This is a genomic window from Paenibacillus sp. S33 (assembly GCF_053615415.1).
Window position 1 is genome coordinate 4,667,982 of record NZ_JBSIEZ010000001.1, and the last position, 25,088, is coordinate 4,693,069.

The following is a 25,088-nucleotide window of genomic DNA, read 5'->3' on the forward strand; positions in this document are numbered from 1 at the left end:
TTTTAAACCAAAATTTGTTTAATCAAAGTATATGTCTATTTATACGAGAGGTCAATAACTTTAAACACGACTCAGGACATATAAAATCACGAATTTTGTACGATTTTAAAACTGTTTTATGAAAAAAGACCGTCCTCTGCGGGACAGTCTATTTCTATTATTTTGATGCTGTGGACTTATAGGACAAAAACAAGTTAGCAGTTCTACCGTGAACGTCCGAAATCGATGGCAAACTTAGCGTATCCCTCTACCGTTAACCCTTCATAAAGCAACTCCGAATAGGCATTAGCGGCATCCGTTGCTTGCGGCGAGGTCAGGAACGTCACATGCGGACGCCCTGACCATGGGGCGAGGGACCAATGGCCGTCAGCTTTTGGCGTCAACGTCTCCATATGCCGCACGTACTCGGTCAGCACATGACGGTTCTCATCCGGTGAAGCAAGTATAATTCGCTCTCCACCCGGATTGACCAGCGCAGAGGAAAACGCGCGATAGTTATTCGTAACAACCAGATAATTTCGCTGCATATCCATCGGTTCGCCATCAAAAGACATCTGAATGATTCTGTGTGCATCTGGGTCCTTTAGACCCCCGTCAGCATCATATCTGGCTGGCTGTGTTACATCAATTTGATACCTGATGCCGTCGATGATATCGAAATTAAAGCTTGGAAAATCAGAATTAATCAGCTCTTGCTCTTGTTCTGCTGAAGGATCAATTTGCCGGAATTGTCCAGCGGACCACTCCAGCCATTCCCGAATTTCTGTACCGGTCAGTCGAACGACATGCAGCGTATTCGGAAAATTGTACAGATCGGCGATATGCTTGATCGCCAACGTCCCCGCCGGAATATGGGTATAGTATGATGGGCCATATCTGCCGCCTGTTTTAAAAGGAGCTGCTGCCGACAGAACGGGCAATCCTTCGTACTCGCTCCCTTGCATTTGCTGCTTCACATACCACATTTGCGCATCATTCACCAGCTGAACCGAAGCATCATCCATCACCTGAGCAAAAAAGCTGTTCACCGCCACCGTCGTCTGACCTACAGGTGCACGAATATACTCCAGTGTTCCGACGTGCTCTTCTGCTACCGCCAACTGAATGGCAGTATCCGGTTGTACCAGCGCCTCCTTGCGTATCGGATCATACACCGGGCGTACCTCGGCAGCAGATGCAGCCACTTGCCACTTCCCTCCATTAAAGGCCAGCTCCAGATCAATGATACCCAGATGATCCCCCCAAAAGCCCGGCTCCACTGCTGGAATATCGTGGATGGTACCTCGCTCTAGATCAACACCTGTTTGCCCCATAAACGAAGGTCCGGGAAATACTTTATGTGCATGACCAAACACAATGGCATCAATCCCTTCCACCCTGCTCAGATGCAGCACCGCATTTTCCATATCAAGCGTTTCGGGAATATCCTCTAAGCCTGCATGGGGCATAGCAATGATGAGATCGGCTCCCGCTGCCTTCATTTCTGGAATAAACCGTCTTGCCGTTTCCAGCATATCTTTGACAATGATTTTTCCCTCCAGCCACGCCTTGTCCCATTGCATAATTTGCGAAGGGACAAAGCCGATGACCCCCACCTTCAACAGATGCTTACCACCTGCTTCATCCTCTACCGTCTTATCCAGCAATAGATAAGGTGTAAAGTAATTTCGTTCTTGTTCTCCCGCTATATAAATGTTGGCATTCACATAAGGAAATTGCGCTCCTCGAAGGCAAGTCTGCAAGTATTCCAGTCCGTAGTTAAATTCATGATTCCCGATATTGCCTGCCTCATATCCAAGCAGATTCATGGCTTTATAGGCGGGATGCACCGCGCTTGGGTCCTGTTGGATTCGCTGTACAGCATAATCTCCCATTGGATTCCCCTGAATCACATCTCCGTTATCCAGCAGCAGGTGATTGGGCACCTCCGCCCGGGCTATTTGAATCAAGCTGGCTGTTTGCGCCAGACCGTAATGCAGCGTTTCCTGATCCGTATAATAATCGTAATTCCACAAACTGACATGCAAATCGGTTGTAACCATAATGCGGAATTTCACTCTCACAAGGCTTACATTGTCTGGGTCTGCCTTTTCGTTAATATCCAAAATATCCAATCTTGTTCTCTCCCTCAGCTTCGGTCATAGAGCTTGAACAAGTCTAACAGAGCACTGTTAAGAGAATGTTAAAATAAACATTTCGCATAAATCCAGAAAACGGTTTTTACCATACGATAAATTTTACATCATTTTTACCAAAGTCAGGAGTGGTTTTAACCCTAGCTGTGGGACTAGCTGTTAAGATTTGGTTTGTCACAGCATTTACAGGTTTTTAATTTTATTTTCGTTATTACGATGTTTAGGGGGAAATTATTTTGTTCAAAAAAGCACTGACCTTGTGCATGACCTTCACACTGGCAGCGGGCCTAGCCGCTTGTGGCTCCAATGCAAGCAATAACAACAGCGCGTCCACTCCGGGTACAGATGGCTCTAAAAACGAAAGCACAGCCTATGTTCCTAAGGAGTTAAAGGTACAGTTCGTTCCTTCTCAAAATGCAGATACGCTCGAAGCCAAAGCCAAACCGCTCGAAAATCTACTCGGTGACAAGCTTGGAATCCCGGTGAAAGTAACGGTATCTCCTGACTACAATACAATTGTGGAAGCCATGTCTTCCAAGCAGGTAGATGTAGGATTCCTTCCGCCGAATGCTTATGTACTGGCCCACGATAACCGTAAAGCAGCCGATTTGCTGTTGCAAGCTCAACGCTACGGCATTGAAGATGCTACAGGCAAGGACACGACTGAAAAAGTAAACTTTTATAAAGCAATGATCGTGGTGAAAAAGGATTCTCCGATTCAAAGTCTAGCTGATCTGAAAGGCAAGAAGGTTGGCTGGCAAAATGTAACCTCCTCCGCAGGCTACGTGTACCCTGCAGCAGAGCTGAAAAAAGCTGGCGTGGACCCGGACACGGATGTGCAGGGTGTGACAATCAAAGGCCACGATGCTGCTATTCTGGCGTTGCTGAACGGTCAAGTTGATGCGGTAGCTGTTTTCCAGGATGCACGTAACACGGTGAAGAAGGAAATCCCGGATGTATTTGAAAAAACTCGCGTCATTCATTACACAGCTAAAATTCCAAATGACACCGTCAGCGTACGTTCTGATATGGATCAAGCGTGGAGAGACAAGATCAGCCAAGCCTTTATTGACATTGCCAAAGACCCTGCAGGCGGCGAGATCATTAAAGAAATTTACACCCATGTAGGTTATGAAAAGGGCGACGATAAAAACTTCGACTCCGTGCGTGAATACGCTGAAGCCGTTGGCCAAGCTGTTAAGTAATCGGAGCAAACAAGATACTGTAATGAAGTAACAGCTACGAAACAGGCTTTACGAATGACAGGGCAGCACCGTCCATGTATTCATGGCGGTGTTGTTTTCATTCCACCCCATCGGGGGAGAAAGTTGGGAGCATATGATCGAATTCCGTAACGTATCGAAAACATACCCGAACGGCACCAAAGGGTTGAACCATATTAATTTGACGATTCAGGAGGGAGAAATGGTCGTCATTGTCGGCTTATCCGGTGCGGGTAAGTCTACCCTGCTGCGTTCCATTAACCGACTGCATGACATTACGTCCGGCGACATTGTCGTGGGTGGCAGGTCCGTCACGTCTGCTGGAAGCAGCGAGTTGCGGCGCATTCGCCGTGATATCGGCATGATCTTTCAAAGCTTCAATTTGGTTAAGCGTTCGACAGTGCTCCGCAATGTACTTTCCGGCCGCGTCGGCTATCATTCGACGCTGCGGACCATTCTCGGTCTCTTCCCGAAGGAGGATATCGAACTGGCACTAACAGCGCTGGAGCGCGTGAACATCCGCGAAAAAGCTTACAGCCGGGCAGATGAACTGTCCGGTGGCCAACAGCAGCGCGTATCCATCGCCCGCGCCCTGGCGCAGGAGGCTAAAATCATTCTGGCGGACGAGCCTGTCGCATCGCTGGACCCGCTGACCACCCGCCAGGTCATGGATGACCTCCAGCGCATCAACCGTGAAATGCAGATTACGACCATCGTCAATCTGCATTTCATTGATCTCGCGCGCGAATATGCAACGCGGATCATCGGATTGCGCGCCGGGGAAGTGGTCTTTGACGGCACACCGGAGGAAGCTACGGATGAGGCCTTTGCGGAGATCTACGGCCGAGCCATCAAGCATGATGAGCTGCTGGGAGTGGGATCATGAAGCCCGGCTCTACTGCCCAGCCGCTCTCTTCGACGCAACCGTCACCGCATGCTGGACCGCCGCAGCCAAGCAAGCCGCCCGCAGGGCCACCTTTGCCAGGACGTTACAAGCGTTATGCCACCTGGATGATTTTTATCGTGGTGCTGGTAGCCTGCTCCATTCATACGGATGCCACACCTTACCAGTTGATCGTCGGCTTGCCGGAGATGGGCAAATTGTTGGGCGAAATGTTTCCACCCGACTGGAGCTATCTGCCTACCATCTGGAAACCGATGCTGGAAACGATCCAGATCGCCATTGTTGGCACGACACTGGGAGCCATATTGGCGATCCCTGTCGCGTTGCTGTGTGCCTATAATGTGATGCCGCGCAAACTGATTTCGCTGCCAATGCGCACGATCCTGAACCTAGTACGGACAATTCCTGATTTGCTGTTTGCCTCAATCTTTGTGGCGGTGTTCGGCATCGGGCCGTTTGCAGGGATGCTCGCCCTGCTCTTCTTCTCCTTTGGCATCATAGCCAAGCTGACCTTTGAGGCGATTGAAGCCATTGATCCCGGGCCGCTGGAAGCCATGACCGCTGTTGGCGCGAGCCGCATTCAAGTCATCGCCTTTGGTGTGGTTCCGCAGGCTCTTCCTTATTTTGTGTCGTACTTACTGTATACCTTTGAGGTTAATGTGCGCGCGGCTTCCGTTCTGGGCCTGGTCGGGGCTGGCGGTATCGGTCTGTTGCTTGACCGTTCTCTGGGGCTGTTCCGATATGATCGGGCAAGCATCATTATTCTACTGACCCTCGTCATCGTCCTTGCGATTGATTACGGCAGTAACCTGCTACGGAGGAAATTATTATGAATGATCCTACGCTTCGCAGACCTATTGGCTCCCGCCTACGCCTATGGGCGATAGCTATTCTGCTAATCATCATTTATATTTGGGCTTTTCGCGGGATGCAGTTTGAAGGATTACAGGGAACGGCCAAAAGTGTCTCTATCGCTATATTGGACGGCTTCCTTCATCCCGACTGGTCGTTCGTCTACATCCCTGAGGGAGAGGATTTGCTGCGCGGGTTGCTGGATACGCTGGTCATTTCAGTGCTCGGAACCTTCGTGTCCGCATTTGTCTGCCTTCCGTTCGCCTTTTGGGCGTCCAGCAATATGACCCGTCTACGTCCCTTATCGGGTAGCGGGAAATTTGTGCTTAGTGTCATCCGGGTTTTTCCAGAAATGATCGTCGCCATCTTGTTTATCAAAGCCGTTGGCCCCGGCTCGTTTGCGGGTGTGCTTGCCCTCGGCATTCACTCCATCGGCATGCTGGCGAAGCTTTTCTCGGAAACGATCGAAAGTGTCGATCACGGGCCCCAAGAGGCTTTGATCGCGTGCGGTGCCAACCGTTGGCAGGTGATTTTCTTCGCCGTGCTACCGCAGGTGATTCCACAGTTTCTTTCGTATTCGCTTTACCGTTTTGAAATTAATATCCGTTCTGCTACCACGCTCGGTCTGGTCGGTGCAGGTGGTATCGGTACTCCGCTACTGTTTGCACTCCAAATGCGCAACTGGAACCGTGTAGGCGTTATCTTGCTCGGCATTGTGGTCCTGATCATTTTGACGGATCTGATTTCCGGCTGGCTGCGCAAACGGATCGTATAATTAGAATTCTAAACGTCCAAAAAGCCTCTCCTGTGTAAAAAGGGATGTTATACTCCCATTCACTCGGAAGAGGCTTTTGCCGTTCGTTCAACATCGCCCTGCCAATTCATCTATGACTCGTCGGACTTCCTCAGCCGTATTGTAAAAATGCGGAGCCACACGGATAACATCCTTTCGTGCTGAAACGATCATATTTTGGCTTCTCAAATTCCTTTCCACAGCCGACACGTCGGCTACTTCAACAGCGAGCAGGCTTGGTAATGTGCCTCCCCTGTAAGGTACACGTATGTGTAACCCTTTGCGCCGTCCATATTCAACGGAAAAATCCAACAACTCACTCATATAGGCCTGAATACTCGTGACTCCAATCTCCAGCAGCAGCTTTAAGGCCGCATTGGCGGCAAAAATGCTAATGAAAGAAGGCAATCCCGTCTCAAAGCGTCGGGCTCCCGCCGCCGGAACCGGGTGAGCAATATCAAACCGGGAAGCGGGCTCCTGCCCAAGCCAGCCTGTAAGACGGGGCTTGAAGCGGTCTATTCGGTCCTTGCTTACATAAAGAAAAGCCACGCCCGGAATTCCAAGCATATATTTGCGTGCTCCCGCGACCAAAATATCTACGCCCATTGCCTTTACATCCACTGGAACGATCCCTGCAGACTGATAAGCATCCACAAATAGCAACGCCTGATTTCGGTGGGCTATATCGGCAATGGATTTTAAATCCTGCTGAAATCCGTTGGTATAGTTCACTTGTGACACCATAACGAGTGCAGTTTTCTGCGTAACATGCTCCTCATACTGCTCTATCGTCACTTCTCCCTCGATGGAGGGAATACAGCAGATGTGATTCCGGAACATCTCCTGTGCCTGCCAGATGTGTCCCACCGTCGGAAAGTCGGTGTCCGCATACATAATGCCTTCTTTTCCCGGTACATAAGGAAGGGCTGTGGCCACCCCGGCAATCGCCTCAGAGGCTGAGGACAGGACCGCAATTTCGTCAGGCTCCGCCCCAATGAGCTTGGCAAAATGCCCTCTAGCCTCCTCCAAACGTGCCATAGACAGATCGCCGTTATGACCGTGTTGCAGCAAACTTCGATGATATTCCTCAATGGCAGCGGAAACTGGCCTTGATACGGCCCCCTGGGAACAGCTCCCTACATGGATATGTGAGGACAGCACTGGAAACAGCTGACGGTAGGACTGAAACGGATGTTTCATTTTTCCCTTCGCTCCTCCTGGGCACACTAACGTGCCTTGATATGATCATTTTATTATCCATATAAGCCACCTTAGAACAAGGGCCTCTCTTCCCATCTTCTCGCCGTTAACAGACGATAGACGCAAAGAGAGGCCCTGAGGAATCATATACAAAATCATAAATTAATGCACGCGTTTGCGTCCAAACCAGCTTTTAAGCACCAAAGTAGCCAGAGCTAGTAACAATAACAACGAGGCCACCGCAAAAGATGCCGAGAACTGATATTCGTTATACAAAATTTCTACATGCAGCGGCAGTGTATTCGTCTCTCCCCGGATATGTCCAGAGACGACGGACACTGCACCGAACTCACCCATGGCTCGCGCATTACACAAAATGATGCCATACAGCAGACCCCACTTGATATTCGGCAGCGTCACTTTCCAGAAAATGCGCCAGCCGCGCGCGCCCAGCGTGACTGCCGCTTCTTCCTCCTGCTGTCCCTGATCTTCCATCATTGGAATGAGTTCTCGCGCCACAAATGGAAAGGTGATGAACAGCGTCGCTAAAATAATACCAGGCAGAGCAAATATAATTTTAATATCATGCTCGTCCAACCACGGTCCAAGCCAGCCCTGTGCGCCGAACACTAATACATACATCAGCCCTCCGACGACAGGAGAGATGGCAAAAGGTAAATCAATCAAGGTGACCAGCAAGCCTTTGCCGCGAAATTGAAATTTCGTGATCAGCCAAGCGGCAGCTACACCAAATACCGTATTCAGCGGTACTGTTATCGCCGCCACCAGCAGCGTCAACCGCAATGCAGACATGGCATCTGGGTCCCGTAACGCTTCGACGTAGACGCCCCATCCTTGCTTGAGCGCTTCGGTAAGCACGACGATTAGCGGCAATACCAGCACCCAGAGCAAAGCTAAAAAAGCAGCACCAATCAGCGTCCACTTCACCCAAGTGGCCTCGGTCGTGACCCTGTTGGGCGGTGCGGATGAAGGCACTGGTGCAGAAGCAATCTCCTGCCCAGTTATTGCTTGTGACATGGTGTATCCCTCCTTAGAATGCGGGTATCATGCGCAGCCCTGCATGTTAACGTTAGATAATTACATTAGACAGTTGCGTTTAGGCAGTTACGTTAAACTGCACGGCGCCGTGACCAGCGCTGAATGCTGTTAATCACGAGTAACAGCACGAATGAAATCACCAACAGCATCAACGCTACCGCCGTAGCTCCTGCATAGTCATTTTGCTCCAGCTTGGACATGATGAGCAATGGAGCAATTTCCGTTTTCATCGGCATATTGCCAGAGATGAAGACGACAGAACCGTACTCGCCAATACCACGGGCAAAGGCGAGCGCAAAACCCGTCAGCAGCGGTGGCACCAGCTCCGGCACAATAACGCTGCAGAAGATACGCCATCTGCCAGCTCCCAGCGTAGCAGCGACCTCCTCCTCATCCTTATCCAGCTCCTCCAAAACCGGCTGCACTGTCCGTACGACGAACGGAATGCCAATAAACATCAATGCTAGCGTAATTCCCGTCTGTGAGTATGCCAGCCTCCATCCAAGCGGTTCAAACAATGAACCGATCCAGCCGTTCTGCGCATACAGAGCAGTCAAAGCAACCCCCGCTACGGCAGTAGGCAAAGCAAAGGGCAGATCAATCACCGCATCAAAAATTCGTTTCCCTGGAAACTCATAACGCACCAGCACCCAGGCTATCAATAAACCGAGAAACAGGTCGATCAGCGCCGCAGCCGCGGCACACAAAAAGCTTACCTTGTAGGAAGCCAGCACCCTGACATCAGTCGCCACGTCCCAAAATTTTTCCCACGTCAGTCCAGTTGAATTCAGAAGCAGTGCCGATAAAGGCACCAGCACCACCAGACTGAGATACAGCACACTATAACCCATTGTTAACCCGAACCCGGGAAGTACGCGTTTTCGGGTGGCTTGCACTTGACTCATGTTCTGTTCATCCCTCTCTGAATCCATTCACTATGACACTCGCGGCTACCGATCAATCGCCTACACAGTCCACCTATTTTATGAACTGCCGGGTACATAAATCTGGTCAAAAATGCCTTTGTCGCTGAAATGCTTCTGCTGCGTCTCCTTCCATGTCCCGAATACATCCTTCAAGGTTACGAGCTCCAAATTAGGAAATTGATCCTTGAACTTTGCCGTCACACTCTCCAGTGTTGGACGATAATAATTTTCGGCAGCAATGGTCTGCCCTTCTTCACTGTACAAATATTTCAGGTACGCGTCCGCCACCTCGCGTGTACCTTTTTTATCTACCACCTTATCGACTACTGCTACCGGAGGTTCAGCCAATATACTGATCGATGGATATACGATATCGAATTTATCCGCACCCAGCTCCTTCACGGAGAGCAATGCTTCATTTTCCCATGCAATCAGCACATCGCCAATTCCACGCTCTACAAAAGTCGTTGTCGCTCCACGTGCTCCGCTATCCAGTACGGGCACATGCTTATACAGGTCCTGTACAAACTGCTGGGCTTTAGTTTCATCGTTATTGTTCTTCTTGAGCGCATAGGCCCAGGCTGCAAGATAGTTCCAACGTGCCCCGCCCGAAGTTTTAGGATTCGGTGTAATAACTTGCACATCGCCACGGATTAAATCGTCCCAGTCCTTGATCCCTTTCGGGTTCCCTTTGCGCACCAGTAACACGATGGTTGAAGTGTACGGGGCGCTGTTATGCTCATATTTACTTTGCCACCCCTCTTTAACAAATCCTTTTTCCTGTAGCGCATCAATATCGTAGCCCAGGGCCAGAGTTACCACGTCCGCATCCAGCCCGTCCTGCACAGAACGACTTTGCTTGCCAGATCCTCCATGAGATTGCTTGATCGTAACCTTCTGTCCTTTTTCCTTCTCCCAATGGGCGGCAAACGCTTTATTATATGCCTCATACAGCTCACGGGTCGGATCATAAGAAACATTGAGCAACTCCACTTCCTTGGAACCGGCAGCAGAACTACCATCCGCCTGCGTCCCTCCCTTGCTTGCCCCGCAAGCGCTCAGCATAATCGTTAAAACCAAAGATAGTCCGAGAATAAGTCCACTTTTCCATTGCCTTTTCATCAAGACACCCCGCATTCTATGTAATTTGTATTCATTTACGCCTGTTATTTACAGACATAATCAAAAAAAGAGCGGAGAATTCCCTGATGCAGCTCTGATAGGTCAAACCTGTCGCGTGGACAGTGTCTGCCTGCTGTTCCTAGAGGTTCTCCGCCAAAATGGCGAGATCATACTTTAATTCTTTAATTCTTTAATTCCTACCTGTTTAATGAGTTATATGGATATAATACGAGAGTTTAGGAGTGATGTCAAACCTTTTTTTGGTATGTATCATCTGTACTTTTCTTTCTTTAAAGGGGGGCAGTCAGAAACATGATATATGTTTCCGACCGTTTAGAGGTCATTTACACACGGAGTACGACTTAGTTGGCAACCGTTTCAAGATTAATCGAAAAGACTCCAAAAAGCTTCGGATTGTCCGTAGCTCTTCTCAACCACAGTTCACCGGAACCCACCATGACTCCCTGATAATTAACAAACAAATCATCTGTCTTTTGATTCACCAGCGCCTCGCGAATTGCGTCCGTAAAAATCTGATCATACTTGGCCATAAAATCTTTCTTATTCGGAATCGTTAGCGACTTTTCACTATCATTAACACGCAGAGGGTACAAAATATAATCGGCCACTTTCTCCTTGTCATTGTCGGCAACTGCCTTCTGCAGCGCTTTGAACGTCTTCAAAAACGCTTTAGGATCTTGAATACCTGCTACCTCAAATGGATTTTGCGATGGATTGGAGACTGCCGGAGAAGAAGATGTATCCGTTGAAGCAGCTGGAGCCGAAGGAGCTGACTTTTGTGCATCCGTACCGCTGTTTTCTGCACTCTCACTCTCTTTCGCTGCTTTGTCACTTTGGGCTGAACCGCTACGATTACCACCGGCTCCGTTCTCGATCACGCTTGTACTGCTTCCAGTATCAATGGTTTCAGCATTCTTATCCTGACCACAGCCAGTAAGTGCTACAAAAGTAAGTGTAAGTAAAATGGCTGTGAGTGACAGCCTCCGTGACATCTTTTGATTACCGAATTCATGGTTTTTGGGCACAACGGGTCATCCTTTCTGCTTTCTGCTCTGACCTATTCTGTTCATTAAGTCTTCAACCGTTCTATTGTAACATAAGTAGACTAATGACCGCATGTCGCACCCTTTCTGGAAGGGGCTTACAGTGTAATATATGCGAAGGTTTTAACGTTTCCTTGCGATCCATCGTCCGTACTTACTTTCAAAATCATCTCTTTCAAGGAGTCATTTGCAGCTTCATCCTGCCCCTCTGGCTTTACAAACAGCAGATCGTGGCGTTCTCCCGGCTGCAACGTTTGGCTGGAAAACCCGCTCGTTGACCCTTGCAAGTCTAATCCATTCGCACTATTGAGCTTGTATTGTACGGGTTGCTTTCCTGTATTCTTGATACTGATGTACAACTTGTGCCCCTCTTCAAATCTAAAGCTCGTTTGTCCTTGTCCTCCAAATTGCATCTCCTGGTCATGTACAACGCGTTTCGCTGCACTTCCTTGCTTACTCTGCATACTAAGCGGAACAGTCGAATGACTCTGATTTACTTCTGTAATAGTTGATGTAGGAACGCTCATATTAGCAAAAGTGGCATAACCCACAATTGCCCCTGCAACCCCCATCCAAACCCATTTCTCCACCATTTGATTTCCTCCTCTTCTTATCTATCTTCAGTCGTCACCGTGATTGCACAGATGGAACGGCTTATCTTCTATAAGGAAGCGATCAAGCCAAGTCATTTTATATATAAAGTCGGGTGCCGGGCGATCATAGCATCCACAGCTGATCCTCAGGCTTTTGAGCCGGGTCAGCTTGGCAATATCAGCCGGTAGCTCTTCCAAATCCGCTACTTGTATCGTCAGTGACTCCAACGATTCCAATTCGAACAAAGCATGCGGTAGTGTTCGTATATCCTGCTCGAAAATGGTCAGATGCTTCAGAGAATGCAGTTCTCTAATCCGTTTCGGTATCTCCCTCAAGCCAAACGACATAAGCTCCACTCGATCCGGTTGATGCCGAATAGCAGTGTGTAGGGAATGGAGTGCATGCCCCTAATTTCCTCATATGAGTGTGTGGACAGTAAAAAAGGATTCAATTGCTGTAGTAATTCCTTGAACAGAGTATCCTGGTCGATCACTCCATTCTCATCCTCTGTCGCCCATTTATGTATGCCTAGCATAAACGTGTCTGCCCGTTCCATAGCATAATCAATCAGTCTTTCATAGGCTGCTCCCCGAACATCGCTGTATAATCTGAACATGTCTCTCCCCCTCTGTGCTGCCCTTCGCTCTTACAATAAAAAAAGCCGGACTCATATCTATTATGAGTCCAGCTGTCATATTTTTCAAACTTGATCAAAGACACCCAATACGACTTTTTGAATAGGGCTTACCGCTTACTCTGTCACTGTTCCATAGATCAGCACTGGTGCTTCCGCATGATCCGCAATACGGATGTTCGCGTAGATTTTCTCCAGCACTTGGGCTACATCTTCACGGTTCGCATGGATAGTAACTAGCGAATCGCCTTTTTGAACAGCATCCCCGACCTTTTTGTTCAGCATCAAGCCGACAGCCAGATCAATCTCGGATTCTTTGGTCGCACGTCCTGCTCCAAGCAACATCGCTGCGGTACCGATTTCGTCAGCCACGATTTCAGCTACCACACCATCCTGCTTCGCAGGCACCTCAATAAGATACTGTGCTTGTGGCAAGCGTTCAGGATGATCCACCACAGAAGCGTCACCGCCCTGATTGGCAATAAACTCTTTGAATTTCTCCAGTGCTTTGCCATTGCGAATGACTTCTCTGAGCTTCTCTTTGGCGTTTTCAAGGGATTCTGCCTTCCCTGCTAAAAATACCATCTGACTGCCCAAAGCCATACACAGCTCTTCCAGATCTTTCGGTCCTTCGCCGCGCAGCGTATCAATCGCTTCTTTTACTTCCAGTGAGTTACCGATGGCCAGACCCAGCGGTTGACTCATATCGGAAATGACTGCCATCGTTTTGCGACCCACATTGTTACCGATGCTCACCATGGCATGTGCCAGTGCTTTGGCATCATCTACGGTTTTCATAAATGCGCCTGCACCTGTTTTTACATCAAGCACAATGGCATCGGAGCCGGCAGCGATTTTCTTACTCATAATCGAGCTGGCAATCAGCGGGATCGAGTTGACTGTCGCCGTAACATCACGCAAGGCATACAGCTTTTTGTCCGCAGGTGTCAGGTTACCGCTTTGTCCGATGACCGCAATTTTGCTGCGATTCACCAAATCCACAAATTCGTCCTTGCTGATTTCGACGTGGAAGCCTGCAATAGCCTCCAACTTGTCGATTGTTCCTCCGGTATGTCCGAGGCCGCGGCCTGACATTTTGGCTACCGGAATGTCCAAGGCCGCTACGAGTGGAGCCAGTACAAGCGTTGTTGTATCACCCACACCGCCAGTGGAATGCTTATCGACCTTTACACCTTCAATCGCGGACAGATCAATGGTATCACCCGAATGAACCATCGCCATCGTCAGATCAGCGCGTTCGCGTTCAGTCATATCTTTGAAGAAAATGGACATCGCCAATGCACTGACTTGATAATCGGGAATTTCACCCTGAGTGTAGCCTTGGATAATAAAATTAATTTCCTCCGTACTCAGTTCTTTTCCGTCACGTTTTTTCTCAATCAAGTCTACCATTCTCATATGTCATTTCTCCTCACTGTGCGTATGATCGTTTACAGAGATACTGCTGTATCCAGTGCAACTTCCATCATTTCTTTAAAGGTTGTTTGCCGTTCTTCTGCGGTCGTTTCTTCCCCCGTCAGCAAATGATCGCTTACCGTCAGAATCGTCAGTGCGTTTACGCCAAACTTGGCTGCCAACGTGTATAAAGCCGAAGTTTCCATCTCTACGCCCAGCACGCCGTATTCCATCAGCTTTTGTACCACTGATTTGTCATCACGGTAGAAGCTGTCTGAGCTGAATACATTACCGACATGCATGTTCAGACCTTTGGCAACACCACGATCATAAGCGCCCTTCAATAGATCGAAGCTGGCAATCGGCGAGTAGTCGTAGCCGCCAAAGATATGGCGGTTCATACCTGAATCCGTACAGGATGCTTGTGCCAAAATGACGTCACGAACGTGCACATGCTCCTTCATTCCGCCACATGTACCTACGCGGAACAGGTTTTTCACACCGTATTCGCTAATCAGTTCGTTGACATAAATACTGATGGAAGGCAGCCCCATCCCGGTTCCCTGCACAGATAGGCGTTTGCCTTGGTACGTCCCCGTGAATCCGAGCATTCCGCGTACCTCGTTGTAGCAGGTCACGTCCTCCAGATACGTTTCAGCAATAAATTTTGCCCGTAGCGGGTCTCCTGGCAGCAAAATCGTTTCTGCAATTTCTCCGGGTTTAGCTCCAATGTGTACACTCATATTTTTTATTCCTCCGTCCCAATTGTCCATGCTTGTATCGTTATTTATATCGTTACTAGTAATCTTGCTTACTCTTGCTGGTCTTTGATTACTGAAGCTCTGCCAAAAAGCTCGTTCCGTGTTCAGGCAGTTTTACACCAAAGTTATCCGCTACAGTCGCTCCAATATCAGCAAAGGTTTTACGAACCGCAAGCTCCTTGCCCCCAGCTGTAAAACGCGGGGAATATGCCAGCAAAGGTACATATTCGCGGGTGTGATCCGTTCCACGATACGTCGGGTCATTCCCATGATCTGCAGTGATGATCAGCAGATCGTCATCGGTCATTTTGGCAAAAACCTCTGGCAAACGCGCATCGTAATCGTCCAAAGCTTGACCATATCCCTGCGGATCACGACGGTGACCGTATACAGCGTCAAAGTCCACCAAATTCAGAAAGCTTAATCCGGTGAAATTCTCATCGAGCGTAGCCACCAGCTTATCCATGCCGTCCATATTGGACACCGTACGCACCGCCTTCGTCACACCCTCACCGTCATAAATGTCAGAGATTTTACCCAAGGCGATCACATCCAGACCTGCATCCTTCAGCTCGTTCATGGTGGTGCGACCAAACGGCTTGAGCGCATAATCATGTCGATTGGAGGTACGGGAGAAGTTCCCTGCCTCGCCTACGAACGGACGTGCAATAATGCGACCCAGCATGTACGGATCTTCCAGCGTGATTTTACGGCAGAACTCGCAAATCTCATAGAGCTCCTTCAAAGGTACAACTTCCTCGTGCGCCGCAATTTGCAGCACAGAGTCCGCCGAGGTATAGATGATGAGCGCTCCAGTTTTCACGTGTTCTTCGCCCAGTTCATCAATGATTTCCGTTCCGCTAGCAGGCTTATTGCCAATAACTTTGCGACCTGTGTGCTCCTCAATGCGTTGAATCAGCTCATCCGGGAACCCATCAGGAAATACACGGAAAGGAACCGCAATGTTCAAGCCCATGATTTCCCAATGGCCCGTCATCGTATCCTTACCATTGGACGCTTCCTGCATCTTAGTGTAATACGCGAGCGGCTTGTCGGCCGCTGCCACTCCTTCTATGGAACGAATATTGGACAGACCGAGCTTACCCATATTCGGCATCTTCAGGCCACCGCGTTCGCGGGCAATATGACCGAGCGTATCTACATCGTAATCATCAAACTGGGCAGCATCCGGCGCTTCGCCGATACCAACCGAGTCCATAACCACCAAGTGAATCCGTTTGAATTTAGACATCATAAAAATCCTTTCCTGACTCGCTGTTTTTTTTACAAAAACAACCCTGCAATCGTTGCCGACAGCACGCTAACCAGCGTTGCTCCGTACAACAGCTTCAGACCAAAGCGGGCCACCACATTTCCCTGTTTTTCATGCAACCCCTTCACCGCCCCGGAAATGATACCGATGGATGAGAAGTTAGCAAAGGATACGAGGAATACCGATACGATCCCGACCGTGCGCTCCGACAAGCCTGTTTGCTTGGTCAGATCCAGCATGGCCACGAATTCGTTGGATACGAGTTTGGTAGCCATAATGCTGCCCGCCTGAACGGCTTCGTTCCACGGAATACCCATGACAAAAGCGAAAGGCGCAAACACATATCCAAGCAACGCCTGAAAGCTGATTCCAAACAACCAGGAGAAAATCCCGTTAACCATGGCAATCAGCGCCACAAAACCGATCAGCATTGCAGCTACCGTAATAGCAACCTTGAAACCGTCCATAATATATTCCCCGAGCATTTCGAAGAAGGACTGCTTCTCTTCCTCCTGAACCTCCAGTAAATCGTCTTCCTTCTCAATCTTGTACGGATTAATAATGGAAGCGATAATAAAGCCGCCGAACAGGTTCAATACCAAAGCTGTGACCACATATTTGGGATTTAACATTTGCATGTAAGCTCCCACAATCGACATGGACACCGTAGACATCGCAGACGCACACAGCGTATATAACCGATGTTTTGGCAGCAGACCAATTTGCTTCTTAACGGAAATAAACACCTCAGATTGACCCAAGATAGCCGAAGCTACAGCGTTGTAGGATTCCAGTTTACCCATTCCGTTTACTTTGCTCAAGACAAGCCCGATATATTTAATAATAAAAGGTAACACTTTTACATATTGCAAAATGCCAATCAGTGCGGATATGAACACGATTGGCAGCAGTACACCGATAAAGAACGGTGCTGCTCCTTCATTCGCAATTCCGCCAAAAACGAAGTTAATCCCTTCAGTTGCATATGCCAAAAGACTATTAAAACCTTCTGCAAAGCCTTTGACCAAAAATTCGCCAATTCCTGTATGCAGTAATACGAAAGCAAGCGCTGCTTGCAGAACAACCATAACTATCAGCGGACGATACCTGATTTTACGCTTGTCACTGCTGGCAACGTAAGTAAGTGCAAATACAACGAGCAGTCCCACCAGAGCGATTACATATTTCATTTAATTTCCCCCTCATTACATTAAGCGCTTACATTCCCTATAAAAAGAATGCGCTCCAAAGAGGCATTCTTTTTTTTATTTTCCCAGATCCGCAGGTCTAAAAGCACCCGGCAGTAATTGATCCACCGTCCACTCTTCCGTGTTGCCATGAAGGTTTGTCAGATAAATTTTGGTATCTTGATGAGCAAATTCGGAAATAACCTGACGACAGGCCCCACATGGAGACACAGGCCCTTCCGTATCAGCTACTATCGCAATCGAATCAATTTGACGGCAGCCCTCGGATACCATTTTAAAAATCGCTGTCCGCTCTGCACAATTGCATAAGCCGTAGGAGGCATTTTCCACATTACATCCGTGATAAATCGTGCCATCGCTTCCAAGAACCGCAGCACCCACCTGAAAATTCGAATACGGAACATATGCCTGTTTACGCGCCTCAAGCGCTTTCTGAATCAATTGATCCTTCATCGCGAATCCCTCCATGACTTTAAAATAAACTTAGTAGGAAGATGTAGACTGCTCGCCCTCGATGATCTTCACACCGGAACTTGCACCGATCCGACTTGCGCCAGCTTCTACTAATTTTTGCACGTCTTCCAGACTGCGTACACCGCCTGAAGCCTTAACACCAATCTCAGGTCCTACCGTTTTGCGCATCAAAGCCACATCTTCCGCAGTAGCTCCACCTGTTGAGAAGCCTGTCGAGGTTTTCACAAAATTCGCTCCCGCTTTGACGGACAGCTCACATGCCAGTACCTTCTCTTCGTCTGTCAGCAAGCATGTTTCGATAATCACTTTTACCAGTGTACCGGCAGCTGCCTCCACGACCGCACGGATGTCCTGCTCGACGAGCTGTACATCACGTGCCTTCAAAGCGCCTATGTTAATAACCATATCAATTTCAGTCGCACCGTTAGCAATAGCATCTTTCGTTTCAAATGCTTTTGTTGCCGACGTGCTCGCTCCCAGCGGGAAACCGATAACTGTACAGATGGCTACGCCTGTGCCTGAGAGCTGTTCTGCTGCATAAGCTACCCACGCCGGGTTCACACATACAGAAGCAAACTGATATTTTTTGGCTTCGGCAGTCAATTTCGTAATTTCATCCTTCGTCGCATCTGCACGCAACAATGTATGGTCGATTAATGCTGCAATGTTCATATCTAAAAGCTCCTTCATTAGATAAATAGTGTGAAGACAAAAGTCATTTATTTCTCTGTGATGAGACCATCATAGCACGGCTTTGAACATATGTAAAACACATTTTGAAATTATGTTCAACCTTATGCACAAGGCGCCACCTACAATTCATATTACCCTGTAGGGACACGCCATAACCGTATATTTTGCTGGGTTGAGACGACTTGCTCTATTGTAAAAGTGCTTGAGCCGTAAACTGATCCGTCACCAAAATATTCGCATACTTGCCACGCAGCGATGCTCGAATGGCCTCCACTTTACGCTGGCCTCCAGCGACGAGAATGGACTTCTCCTTCTTTCGCAAATCAGGCAAATCAATCCCGACGGTACGGCTATTGATTTCCTGACTGCATATATTGCCCTCAGCGTCAAAAAAGCGCGAGCAAATATCGCCCTTGCCAATTCTTTGCAGTAGCTTCTGCTCTTCCCCGTTAAAATAGCCCAATCGGAACAGCAACGCATCCTCCTTGACCGTCCCCACCGTAAACACAGCGATGTTCGCCTGCTTGCCAAGTTCGATGATGCGCTGGATATGCCGATCCTCTTCAACCATTTTCTTAACGGCGTGACTGTCGAAAATCACAGGCAGCGGTAAATACCTTGCTATGGTATGAAAGGCTTCTGCGAACAAATTCACGGTTTCCACGGCATATGTGTTGACATGCGAATGGCTCACGCCTCCTTTGAGCTGAACCACCTCAACACCCTTGACCTGCTTTTGTTGGAGATGAAGCGCCACGGCATGCATTGTTGTTCCCCATGTCACTCCAATAATATCAGCATCCTGTACCGTTTCATGCAAATAATCGGCTGCTTTTTTGCTAATATGCTTCTTAATCTCCTGATATTCATTTAACGGCGAATAACAGACTAGCACGGTGTCCAGTCCGTATTTCTTCTTCACCTGCTCTCCGAGCGCGTCCATATCCTCCATCGGGTCCACAATACTGATCCGCACGTATCCCTGTTCCTTGGCAGCCTGAAGTAACCGCGATACCGTAGGACGCGAAACCCCGAGTCTGACCGCGATATCTTGCTGACTGTAGTCGTTTAGATAGTATAATCTGGCTGCCTCGATACTTAATCGCTGCTTTTCATGATCCATTCTACCTCAACCCGCTTATCTTAAAATGTAGTGCCATCGGACACAGCTTTAGTCCCAAACATTATATATGAAGGGAAACTTGAAGCCACGCCTTGGCCGTATGGTTGTTATTTTGGAAGATTTAACTGCTCGTTTGTGATATTCTGTGATTAACTACAACTACTTTACCGCATCCTCAACTTTATCGTTCCATCTGTCAAAACGCAATAGCTAACCCATTTTACCGCTCATTCACAACCTGTGATGGCTTATCTGAATATGTAAGGAGAATTGCTATGTCTGAATTTATTGTGTGCAGTCTGGCGGACAAAAAGTTCGCTTTAAACTTTCTGGAAGTAGAAGAAGTCATGAATGCCAAAAAAGGGACCCCACTTCCCTTTTCCGAAGCGTGGCATGAAGGAATGGTGACTATCCGCGGTGGTGTCTTTACAATCCTTAATTTACGCAAAAAACTGCTTCTTCCTGCATCAAGCGATTCCTCCGAAGACAAAATGATTTTGCTCAACCGTGCGAAGATTGCTCTGCTTGTCGATCAGGTAGAGGATACGGCTTCTGCCGAGGACAGTCAGCTACAAAGCAATGAGGAAGAATGGCAGCGCGAGTTGTTCCCTACTGTGATGGAGCATCAGGGTACCCTCATTCCGGTGATCGATATGGACGCTTTTCTTGCATCCACCAAGACGAACTAAAACGCAAAATACTCCCGAACCTTGAGCTGGCTTGCACTCATCGTTCGGGAGTATTTTCAGTTATTGGAGTCCCTGCCCCTCTTTCATGTGAACCAGCGTGTTCAGCTGCTCCAGCAACGTATTCCCGCCAGTCAGCGAAATCGTGCCAATCTTCTCGCAGATTTTTTCCATGAATTCCAGTTCTTTAAGACGATAGAGGGTGGCATTCTCGTCCATCAGCTTGGCCGTATTGAGCAAACTACGAGTGGATGCCGTCTCTTCACGTCGTGTGATAAGGTTGGCCTGTGCCTTCTTCTCTGCCAACAGCACGGTATTCAGAATATCCTTGATATCCCCTGGCAAAATAATATCCTTCACCCCTGCTGACGTAAAAGTCACTCCATATTCGCCGCTCTGCTCATTTAGTCGAGTCAAAACATATTCCGCAATCTCCTGCTTCATTTTCAGCAAATCATCCAGCTTCATCGTGCCAACGTACTCGCGCAGCAGCAGTTGAAGCATAATGTACATTTGTTCCTCGTATGCTCGGAATTCCAACGCCCGCAACGGGTCGATGATACGGTACTGACAGACAAAGTTGAGGCGCAGCGTGATTTTGTCCTCTGTCATGATTTCCTGTCCCATCAGGTCCAACTGCTGCTGTCGCATATCTATCGTTTTGATCTCTGTATTCACTGTGGACATCCAGAAATAATATTTGCCCGGTTTCAGCTCACCCTGCAACACATGATCGTAATACAAAAAGCCCATTTCATAGCTGGCCACCTGAAGTGCCTTCCAGAAGCCCGGTGTCTTGGACAAGAATGCTTGCCCCAATGCCTTATCAATTGCAGGCTGCCGAGTATCTGCACGAACAAAACGATGCTCCTTAAGCATGTTCCAAAAAGCATATTTCCCAGCCGTCAGAAGCCCCACAAACCGATTATCCTCATAATGCAATACATATTCATGGTCCTCTACATCGATGACATTCAATTGTTCAAGCAATAGGGGATCTGTCAAAAACAAACGAATATCATGATCCGGTACAAAAAATGGTTCGGCTACATTCAAAATTTCAACTGCTTCCTGCTGAAATGTCTTCAATAGGTAAGTTCCTGGGTGCAACAACTTGTGGTAGCTTCCTTTTTTGAACAGCAGCCCGCGCTCATCAGATTTAATCGTTATCTTCTTAAACATCGTATCACTCCTAGTATTAAAATCCTCCACTTAAAAGTATGCTTCTTTCTATGTGTGGCGGCTCCGCGGTCCATTTGATCTTCCGATCGCTGTTGCCACTGAATTTTTAGAATGGATGAACCCGTTAAAGGGTTAAAATTCAGTGGCAAAGGCGAACGCTTCGCTTCTTCAGATTCAAATGGGCCGCTCCGCTGCTATCCGCCTTAAAATCAACACACTTTTAAAATGAGGATTTTTTATTTTTATTCGTTGTAGTAGGGGTAGGACCCTTGCAGAGCATCCCTTCGGTGTGGACGGCGGGGTCAAGCTTGAGGAAAAAGGAAGATACCGCCTGTTTCCGTGTTCTAGGGATGGGATTCATCAGCCCAACATCGACTGTGAACTCGCATCTCCCGAAGCTTCGGAGCCTGTCGGCGCTTGCTCTCTCCGGTATCCACTGGCCGCATAGCCATCGCCCCGATATCTGTCATCGAGACCAGACATGGGATGCTCTCATCCGGGTCTTTTCATTGTTTTTATTCGATCATTCGAATACTCTACCAGAAGTCGCGTGGAAGGCGATTGGGAATTGAACCCTAATGTTGGTGGATACATCAGATTTACAGGATACCTGACCCCATCAGGGTAGGCACTGCGGGACCTTTGGAAATCCACGCCTCGGTAATATCTTCCTGTATCAGCCTTTATCATTATCGCGCAACCTGGAACTCACGAACATGGCGAAAGTATTACGACCCTATAAAAAAAAGACACAGGAGAAGCGCATGTGCTTCCCTTGTGTCTTTCTTTCTATAATTAACTGTCGCGTTCGTATCTTAGGTCTGATCCACTAGGATGTTTTTTCGAAAACGGGATCAACGCTCGGTAGTGGAAGTTGTGGAACGTCTGTTGTTGTAGAAGCAGTCTGCTGGTGTGTATAGCTGAATGAAGGGGTCTCGTATTGCAATCCCGCCTTTTCATAGGTAAACCAATAGCTGACAGCCTTCCCGATATCGAGGTCTGTAACCCGCTGCTCCCAGACACCGCCGTTATTTGTCATCCGGTAATTGAGCTGTTGTCCACCCGTTAAAGTATAATGCACGTCAACATAGGCTGAGGCTGTTTTGGGTGTAAATTGAAGCAATGCTTCACGATCGCTGACAAAGCGAGCTCCTACTTTATAATCCTCCGTTTCTCCGCCACCCTCATTACCACCAGATGCTGGCTCTGTCGTTACCTCTACGGAATTGCTTGCTGCAGATAGGTTACCAGCTGCATCGCGAGCCTTAACGGTAAAGCTGTAAGTGGAAGCTGCATTCAGCCCTGTAATTGAAGCGGAAGTACCGCTTATCTCTGCTGCCTGAGCCCCGTCCTTATAAACGATATAACCCGTAACGCCAACATTGTCTGTAGCTGCATCCCACTCCAGAGTGACTACCGAAGCCGTTTTGGTCGTAGCTCGAACATTCGCCGGGATGGATGGAGCCTCCGTATCAGGTTGCGGATTGCCACCGCCGCTTCCATTTCCGGTATTAAAGCTATTCGGCTGCACAGTAATACTGTGCCCATCTGAGAAGGTTACCGTTTTGACCTGGTTTGTAAAGTTGTAGGCCACATAAGTTTTTACACCGTTTTTATGAAATACAGCATAAATAGGTGAATTAGCGGTGATGCTGCGGTCGATGTTGCCTAAAGCATCCAAATTGTAGATCCAGTGGTAGGCATTCGCCTTGGAATTCCCCGCTTCCGGTGTCATGGCCGCTACGCGTGCACTGAATTTGGCCTTGGCATCGGACGGGTTCGAGATTGCTCTGTACATATACACAATATCTTCCCATGGACTGAAATTCCCACCGCTTTTTCGCAGGAGATCGTTATAGTTCTTAGCCGCATACTCCGAATATTGCGTCAGATACAAGGAGGCCGAGGTAATCGGGAGCCAGTTGATACCATGCACCTCTGTGGCATTATCGGTCCACCATGTTGCATTCCCTACCGTTTTACCGCCCCAGATCATGCTTGCCGTCGCGCTTTGCATCCCTACAGGAGTGTTTGTGCCATGCACATCAAACCAGTATTCGTTAATGGCATTCATTTCCGTTGTGTATAGATAGATGCCGAGATCACGAGTTTGAGTATTTCCCGTCGCCTCGCCCCATAAAATAAGACCGGCCCAAGCATTCATCGCCTCCGAGGAGGATTCATTGTTGTTGCCGTCGCCAAATTTGGCATGGCCGGAAGCCCAAGTGTGTCCGGCATAGGGATCAAAATTACGCAAATACGGAAATTTTGAATCAGACCTGTCGGTATTGGCGATATCGCGAATGAGCAACTGCACCATTTGTCCCCATTGGGAATCGGATGCCCAGCTCTTGTCCACACGTGCAATTTCGGCCGCAGCCTTAATAAAGTATCCATAATGGAAGTGATGGTCATTTAATTCTACCGCACTGCCAAAGCTGTCAGGATAACCGATCAATGTCCCCCAATGGTTGTTATACACAAATAGACTGGAGCTTTTCAGATTCCCCGAGCTGTCACTGGCCTTAAACCAGTCCTGCAGTCGGCTTTTGATCTCATTGCGGAACTGGGTCGCTGCTGTGGTATTGCCAGCCTGGTCGGCAATCGGCGCCAGCGCTGCCAGCTTGCCCAGACGTTTTCCAGTCCAGTACGTATCTCTATCGCCGGAGTAGACTTCTGCTTTCGCTTCGTTTATATAATTGTTGAGCGTATTTTTATCGTAGGACCCCAAGTCGGGCAAGGAAGGCAGTACTCCTGTAAATTTCATTTTCGTTTGAAAAGACGCACCCTCTGCTGTTTTCATCAGACCGCGCACAGAATTGTACGTATAGCCTAGCAGGGGTTGTGATGAATTTTTCCACTGATGCGGGTATAAGGCAAAAATAGTGCCGCTTTGTGTGCCTTCCTTCGCTGTGGTTGCAACGTTAAAGGTGGTCGTTACCTCGGAAGAGGCTTCGTTATAGCTGTACTGTGCTTTGGAGTTTGTAACGAAAGAATAAGCGTATTGCTGAAACTTGTCCAATGTCGCTTTTGTTTTGTCAGGCAAAGCCGCCACTGTAAAATAGTTTTTCCCGTTCAATTGATTGATCAGAGTACTCGTTCCGAGGCCAGACCAAGTGCTGCCTGAAGGAGCAAACAGACCATAGTGTGAGCCATTAACCGTAATGCCAAGCACAGGAGAACTAGCTGACCCAGACCATACCTCTGGTACCCCATTAAATGAAAGCTTGGGATTGCCACCGCCAAACTCAAAAAAAACATAGGGGGAGCCGTGTCCATAGGTAGCACTCATTTTATTGCTGCCGCTTTGAAATAATGATTTGACAAACCAGTCGCTGAAACCATCCACCTTGGCATCGGAAAATGAAGCGCTTACAGAATGGCCGACGGTAAAATCGTTCACATCATCCATCCAGCCTGCGATGTATCCAGGATTTACTGTAATTTTCCCACTCGGGTTAAAGATGCGTAAACCGTTTTGCTGATTTTTCAAGGCAAGGGGATGCGGATATTGAGCCTCGGAGTAGGGTACCCAGGCCAGACTGCTCCACCAGTCATTGGTAGGCATTGGGCTGGTTACATTCGCTGTTTTGTAAATCTCGTTTTGCGGTGTTGCTGCTCCGGTAGGTAGTGTGGTTGAATATGAGCCAGCGCCTTGTGTGACCTCACCCGAAAAGGCTTTAGTAGAAACTGGTGCAGCTAAAAATATCAGACTGGCACTTAACAAGCATAATATCGTTTTTTTCACAACCTACATCCTCCTTTG

At 48.3% G+C, this 25,088-nt stretch carries 24 protein-coding genes; 5 read left to right on the plus strand and 19 right to left on the minus strand.

All coding sequences use genetic code 11. From position 1 onward, the window contains the following. Positions 1–203 precede the first annotated feature (203 nt). Positions 204–2,114, minus strand: coding sequence for a bifunctional 2',3'-cyclic-nucleotide 2'-phosphodiesterase/3'-nucleotidase (locus tag ACWGXJ_RS21350; protein ID WP_452567559.1), 1,911 nt, complete (start codon positions 2,112–2,114; stop codon positions 204–206). A gap of 257 nt (positions 2,115–2,371) precedes the next feature. Here ACWGXJ_RS21350 and ACWGXJ_RS21355 point away from each other — a divergent pair, with 257 nt between their 5' ends. The 4 genes from ACWGXJ_RS21355 (at position 2,372) to phnE (ACWGXJ_RS21370) (ending at position 5,889) form a co-directional block, all read left to right on the plus strand. Continuing rightward, entirely contained in the window at positions 2,372–3,340 is a 969-nt protein-coding gene (locus tag ACWGXJ_RS21355) for a phosphate/phosphite/phosphonate ABC transporter substrate-binding protein (protein ID WP_025722520.1), read from the plus strand. A gap of 133 nt (positions 3,341–3,473) precedes the next feature. Continuing rightward, positions 3,474–4,244 (plus strand): phosphonate ABC transporter ATP-binding protein, encoded by a 771-nt coding sequence (phnC, locus tag ACWGXJ_RS21360; RefSeq protein ID WP_039273947.1) that lies wholly within the window; start codon positions 3,474–3,476, stop codon positions 4,242–4,244. After that, entirely contained in the window at positions 4,241–5,095 is an 855-nt protein-coding gene (gene phnE / locus ACWGXJ_RS21365; protein ID WP_322161381.1) for a phosphonate ABC transporter, permease protein PhnE, read from the plus strand. Before phnC ends, phnE (ACWGXJ_RS21365) begins: the two co-directional genes overlap by 4 nt. Then, on the plus strand, positions 5,092–5,889 hold the full coding sequence (gene phnE, locus ACWGXJ_RS21370) for a phosphonate ABC transporter, permease protein PhnE (protein ID WP_446675594.1): 798 nt from the start codon (positions 5,092–5,094) through the stop codon (positions 5,887–5,889). The genes phnE (ACWGXJ_RS21365) and phnE (ACWGXJ_RS21370) overlap by 4 nt, the downstream gene beginning before the upstream one ends. Positions 5,890–5,976: 87 nt before the next feature. Here phnE (ACWGXJ_RS21370) and ACWGXJ_RS21375 read toward each other — a convergent pair whose 3' ends face one another. From ACWGXJ_RS21375 to ACWGXJ_RS21445, 15 genes are all read right to left on the minus strand, one after another. Next, entirely contained in the window at positions 5,977–7,107 is a 1,131-nt protein-coding gene (locus tag ACWGXJ_RS21375; protein WP_452567560.1) for an aminotransferase class V-fold PLP-dependent enzyme, read from the minus strand. 162 nt (positions 7,108–7,269) lie between these two features. Further along, positions 7,270–8,145 carry a sulfate ABC transporter permease subunit CysW gene (cysW, locus tag ACWGXJ_RS21380; RefSeq protein ID WP_452567561.1) on the minus strand — a complete coding sequence of 292 codons (876 nt, stop codon included), beginning with the start codon at positions 8,143–8,145 and terminating at the stop codon, positions 7,270–7,272. Positions 8,146–8,237: 92 nt separating this feature from the next. Then, entirely contained in the window at positions 8,238–9,071 is an 834-nt protein-coding gene (cysT, locus tag ACWGXJ_RS21385; protein WP_235306376.1) for a sulfate ABC transporter permease subunit CysT, read from the minus strand. Positions 9,072–9,149: 78 nt separating this feature from the next. Continuing rightward, positions 9,150–10,214, minus strand: a complete 1,065-nt coding sequence (locus ACWGXJ_RS21390; RefSeq protein ID WP_235306377.1) for a sulfate ABC transporter substrate-binding protein — start codon at positions 10,212–10,214, stop codon at positions 9,150–9,152. Positions 10,215–10,576: 362 nt separating this feature from the next. Continuing rightward, positions 10,577–11,260, minus strand: a complete 684-nt coding sequence (locus ACWGXJ_RS21395; RefSeq protein WP_452567562.1) for a hypothetical protein — start codon at positions 11,258–11,260, stop codon at positions 10,577–10,579. 116 nt (positions 11,261–11,376) lie between these two features. After that, entirely contained in the window at positions 11,377–11,871 is a 495-nt protein-coding gene (locus ACWGXJ_RS21400) for a hypothetical protein (protein WP_452567563.1), read from the minus strand. Positions 11,872–11,898: 27 nt separating this feature from the next. Further along, entirely contained in the window at positions 11,899–12,219 is a 321-nt protein-coding gene (locus tag ACWGXJ_RS21405; protein ID WP_452567564.1) for a leucine-rich repeat domain-containing protein, read from the minus strand. Continuing rightward, positions 12,204–12,488, minus strand: coding sequence for a hypothetical protein (locus ACWGXJ_RS21410; protein WP_452567565.1), 285 nt, complete (start codon positions 12,486–12,488; stop codon positions 12,204–12,206). The genes ACWGXJ_RS21405 and ACWGXJ_RS21410 overlap by 16 nt, the downstream gene beginning before the upstream one ends. Positions 12,489–12,623: 135 nt before the next feature. Continuing rightward, a complete protein-coding gene (locus ACWGXJ_RS21415; RefSeq protein ID WP_452567566.1) occupies positions 12,624–13,925 on the minus strand; it encodes a pyrimidine-nucleoside phosphorylase in 1,302 nt (433 codons plus the stop codon). A gap of 32 nt (positions 13,926–13,957) precedes the next feature. After that, positions 13,958–14,665, minus strand: a complete 708-nt coding sequence (gene deoD / locus ACWGXJ_RS21420; RefSeq protein WP_013312036.1) for a purine-nucleoside phosphorylase — start codon at positions 14,663–14,665, stop codon at positions 13,958–13,960. An 88-nt stretch (positions 14,666–14,753) separates the two neighbouring features. After that, positions 14,754–15,938, minus strand: coding sequence for a phosphopentomutase (deoB, locus tag ACWGXJ_RS21425; RefSeq protein ID WP_190298005.1), 1,185 nt, complete (start codon positions 15,936–15,938; stop codon positions 14,754–14,756). 29 nt (positions 15,939–15,967) lie between these two features. Next, positions 15,968–17,146: a NupC/NupG family nucleoside CNT transporter gene (locus ACWGXJ_RS21430; RefSeq protein ID WP_235306383.1), complete on the minus strand. Its 1,179-nt coding sequence runs from the start codon at positions 17,144–17,146 to the stop codon at positions 15,968–15,970. Positions 17,147–17,221: 75 nt separating this feature from the next. Beyond that, entirely contained in the window at positions 17,222–17,617 is a 396-nt protein-coding gene (locus ACWGXJ_RS21435; RefSeq protein WP_023990384.1) for a cytidine deaminase, read from the minus strand. Between the two features lie 30 nt (positions 17,618–17,647). Next, entirely contained in the window at positions 17,648–18,310 is a 663-nt protein-coding gene (gene deoC, locus ACWGXJ_RS21440; protein WP_039273921.1) for a deoxyribose-phosphate aldolase, read from the minus strand. A gap of 208 nt (positions 18,311–18,518) precedes the next feature. Further along, on the minus strand, positions 18,519–19,454 hold the full coding sequence (locus ACWGXJ_RS21445) for a sugar-binding transcriptional regulator (protein ID WP_023990386.1): 936 nt from the start codon (positions 19,452–19,454) through the stop codon (positions 18,519–18,521). A gap of 275 nt (positions 19,455–19,729) precedes the next feature. Between ACWGXJ_RS21445 and ACWGXJ_RS21450 the strand changes: the two genes are divergently transcribed. Beyond that, positions 19,730–20,143 carry a chemotaxis protein CheW gene (locus ACWGXJ_RS21450; protein ID WP_452567567.1) on the plus strand — a complete coding sequence of 138 codons (414 nt, stop codon included), beginning with the start codon at positions 19,730–19,732 and terminating at the stop codon, positions 20,141–20,143. Positions 20,144–20,203: 60 nt separating this feature from the next. Here ACWGXJ_RS21450 and ACWGXJ_RS21455 read toward each other — a convergent pair whose 3' ends face one another. From ACWGXJ_RS21455 to ACWGXJ_RS21465, 3 genes are all read right to left on the minus strand, one after another. Further along, on the minus strand, positions 20,204–21,322 hold the full coding sequence (locus tag ACWGXJ_RS21455; RefSeq protein ID WP_039273914.1) for a slipin family protein: 1,119 nt from the start codon (positions 21,320–21,322) through the stop codon (positions 20,204–20,206). A gap of 360 nt (positions 21,323–21,682) precedes the next feature. Then, entirely contained in the window at positions 21,683–21,805 is a 123-nt protein-coding gene (locus tag ACWGXJ_RS21460) for a hypothetical protein (protein WP_348620648.1), read from the minus strand. Between the two features lie 346 nt (positions 21,806–22,151). Then, positions 22,152–25,070, minus strand: coding sequence for a glycosyl hydrolase (locus ACWGXJ_RS21465; RefSeq protein ID WP_452567568.1), 2,919 nt, complete (start codon positions 25,068–25,070; stop codon positions 22,152–22,154). Positions 25,071–25,088: the final 18 nt, after the last annotated feature.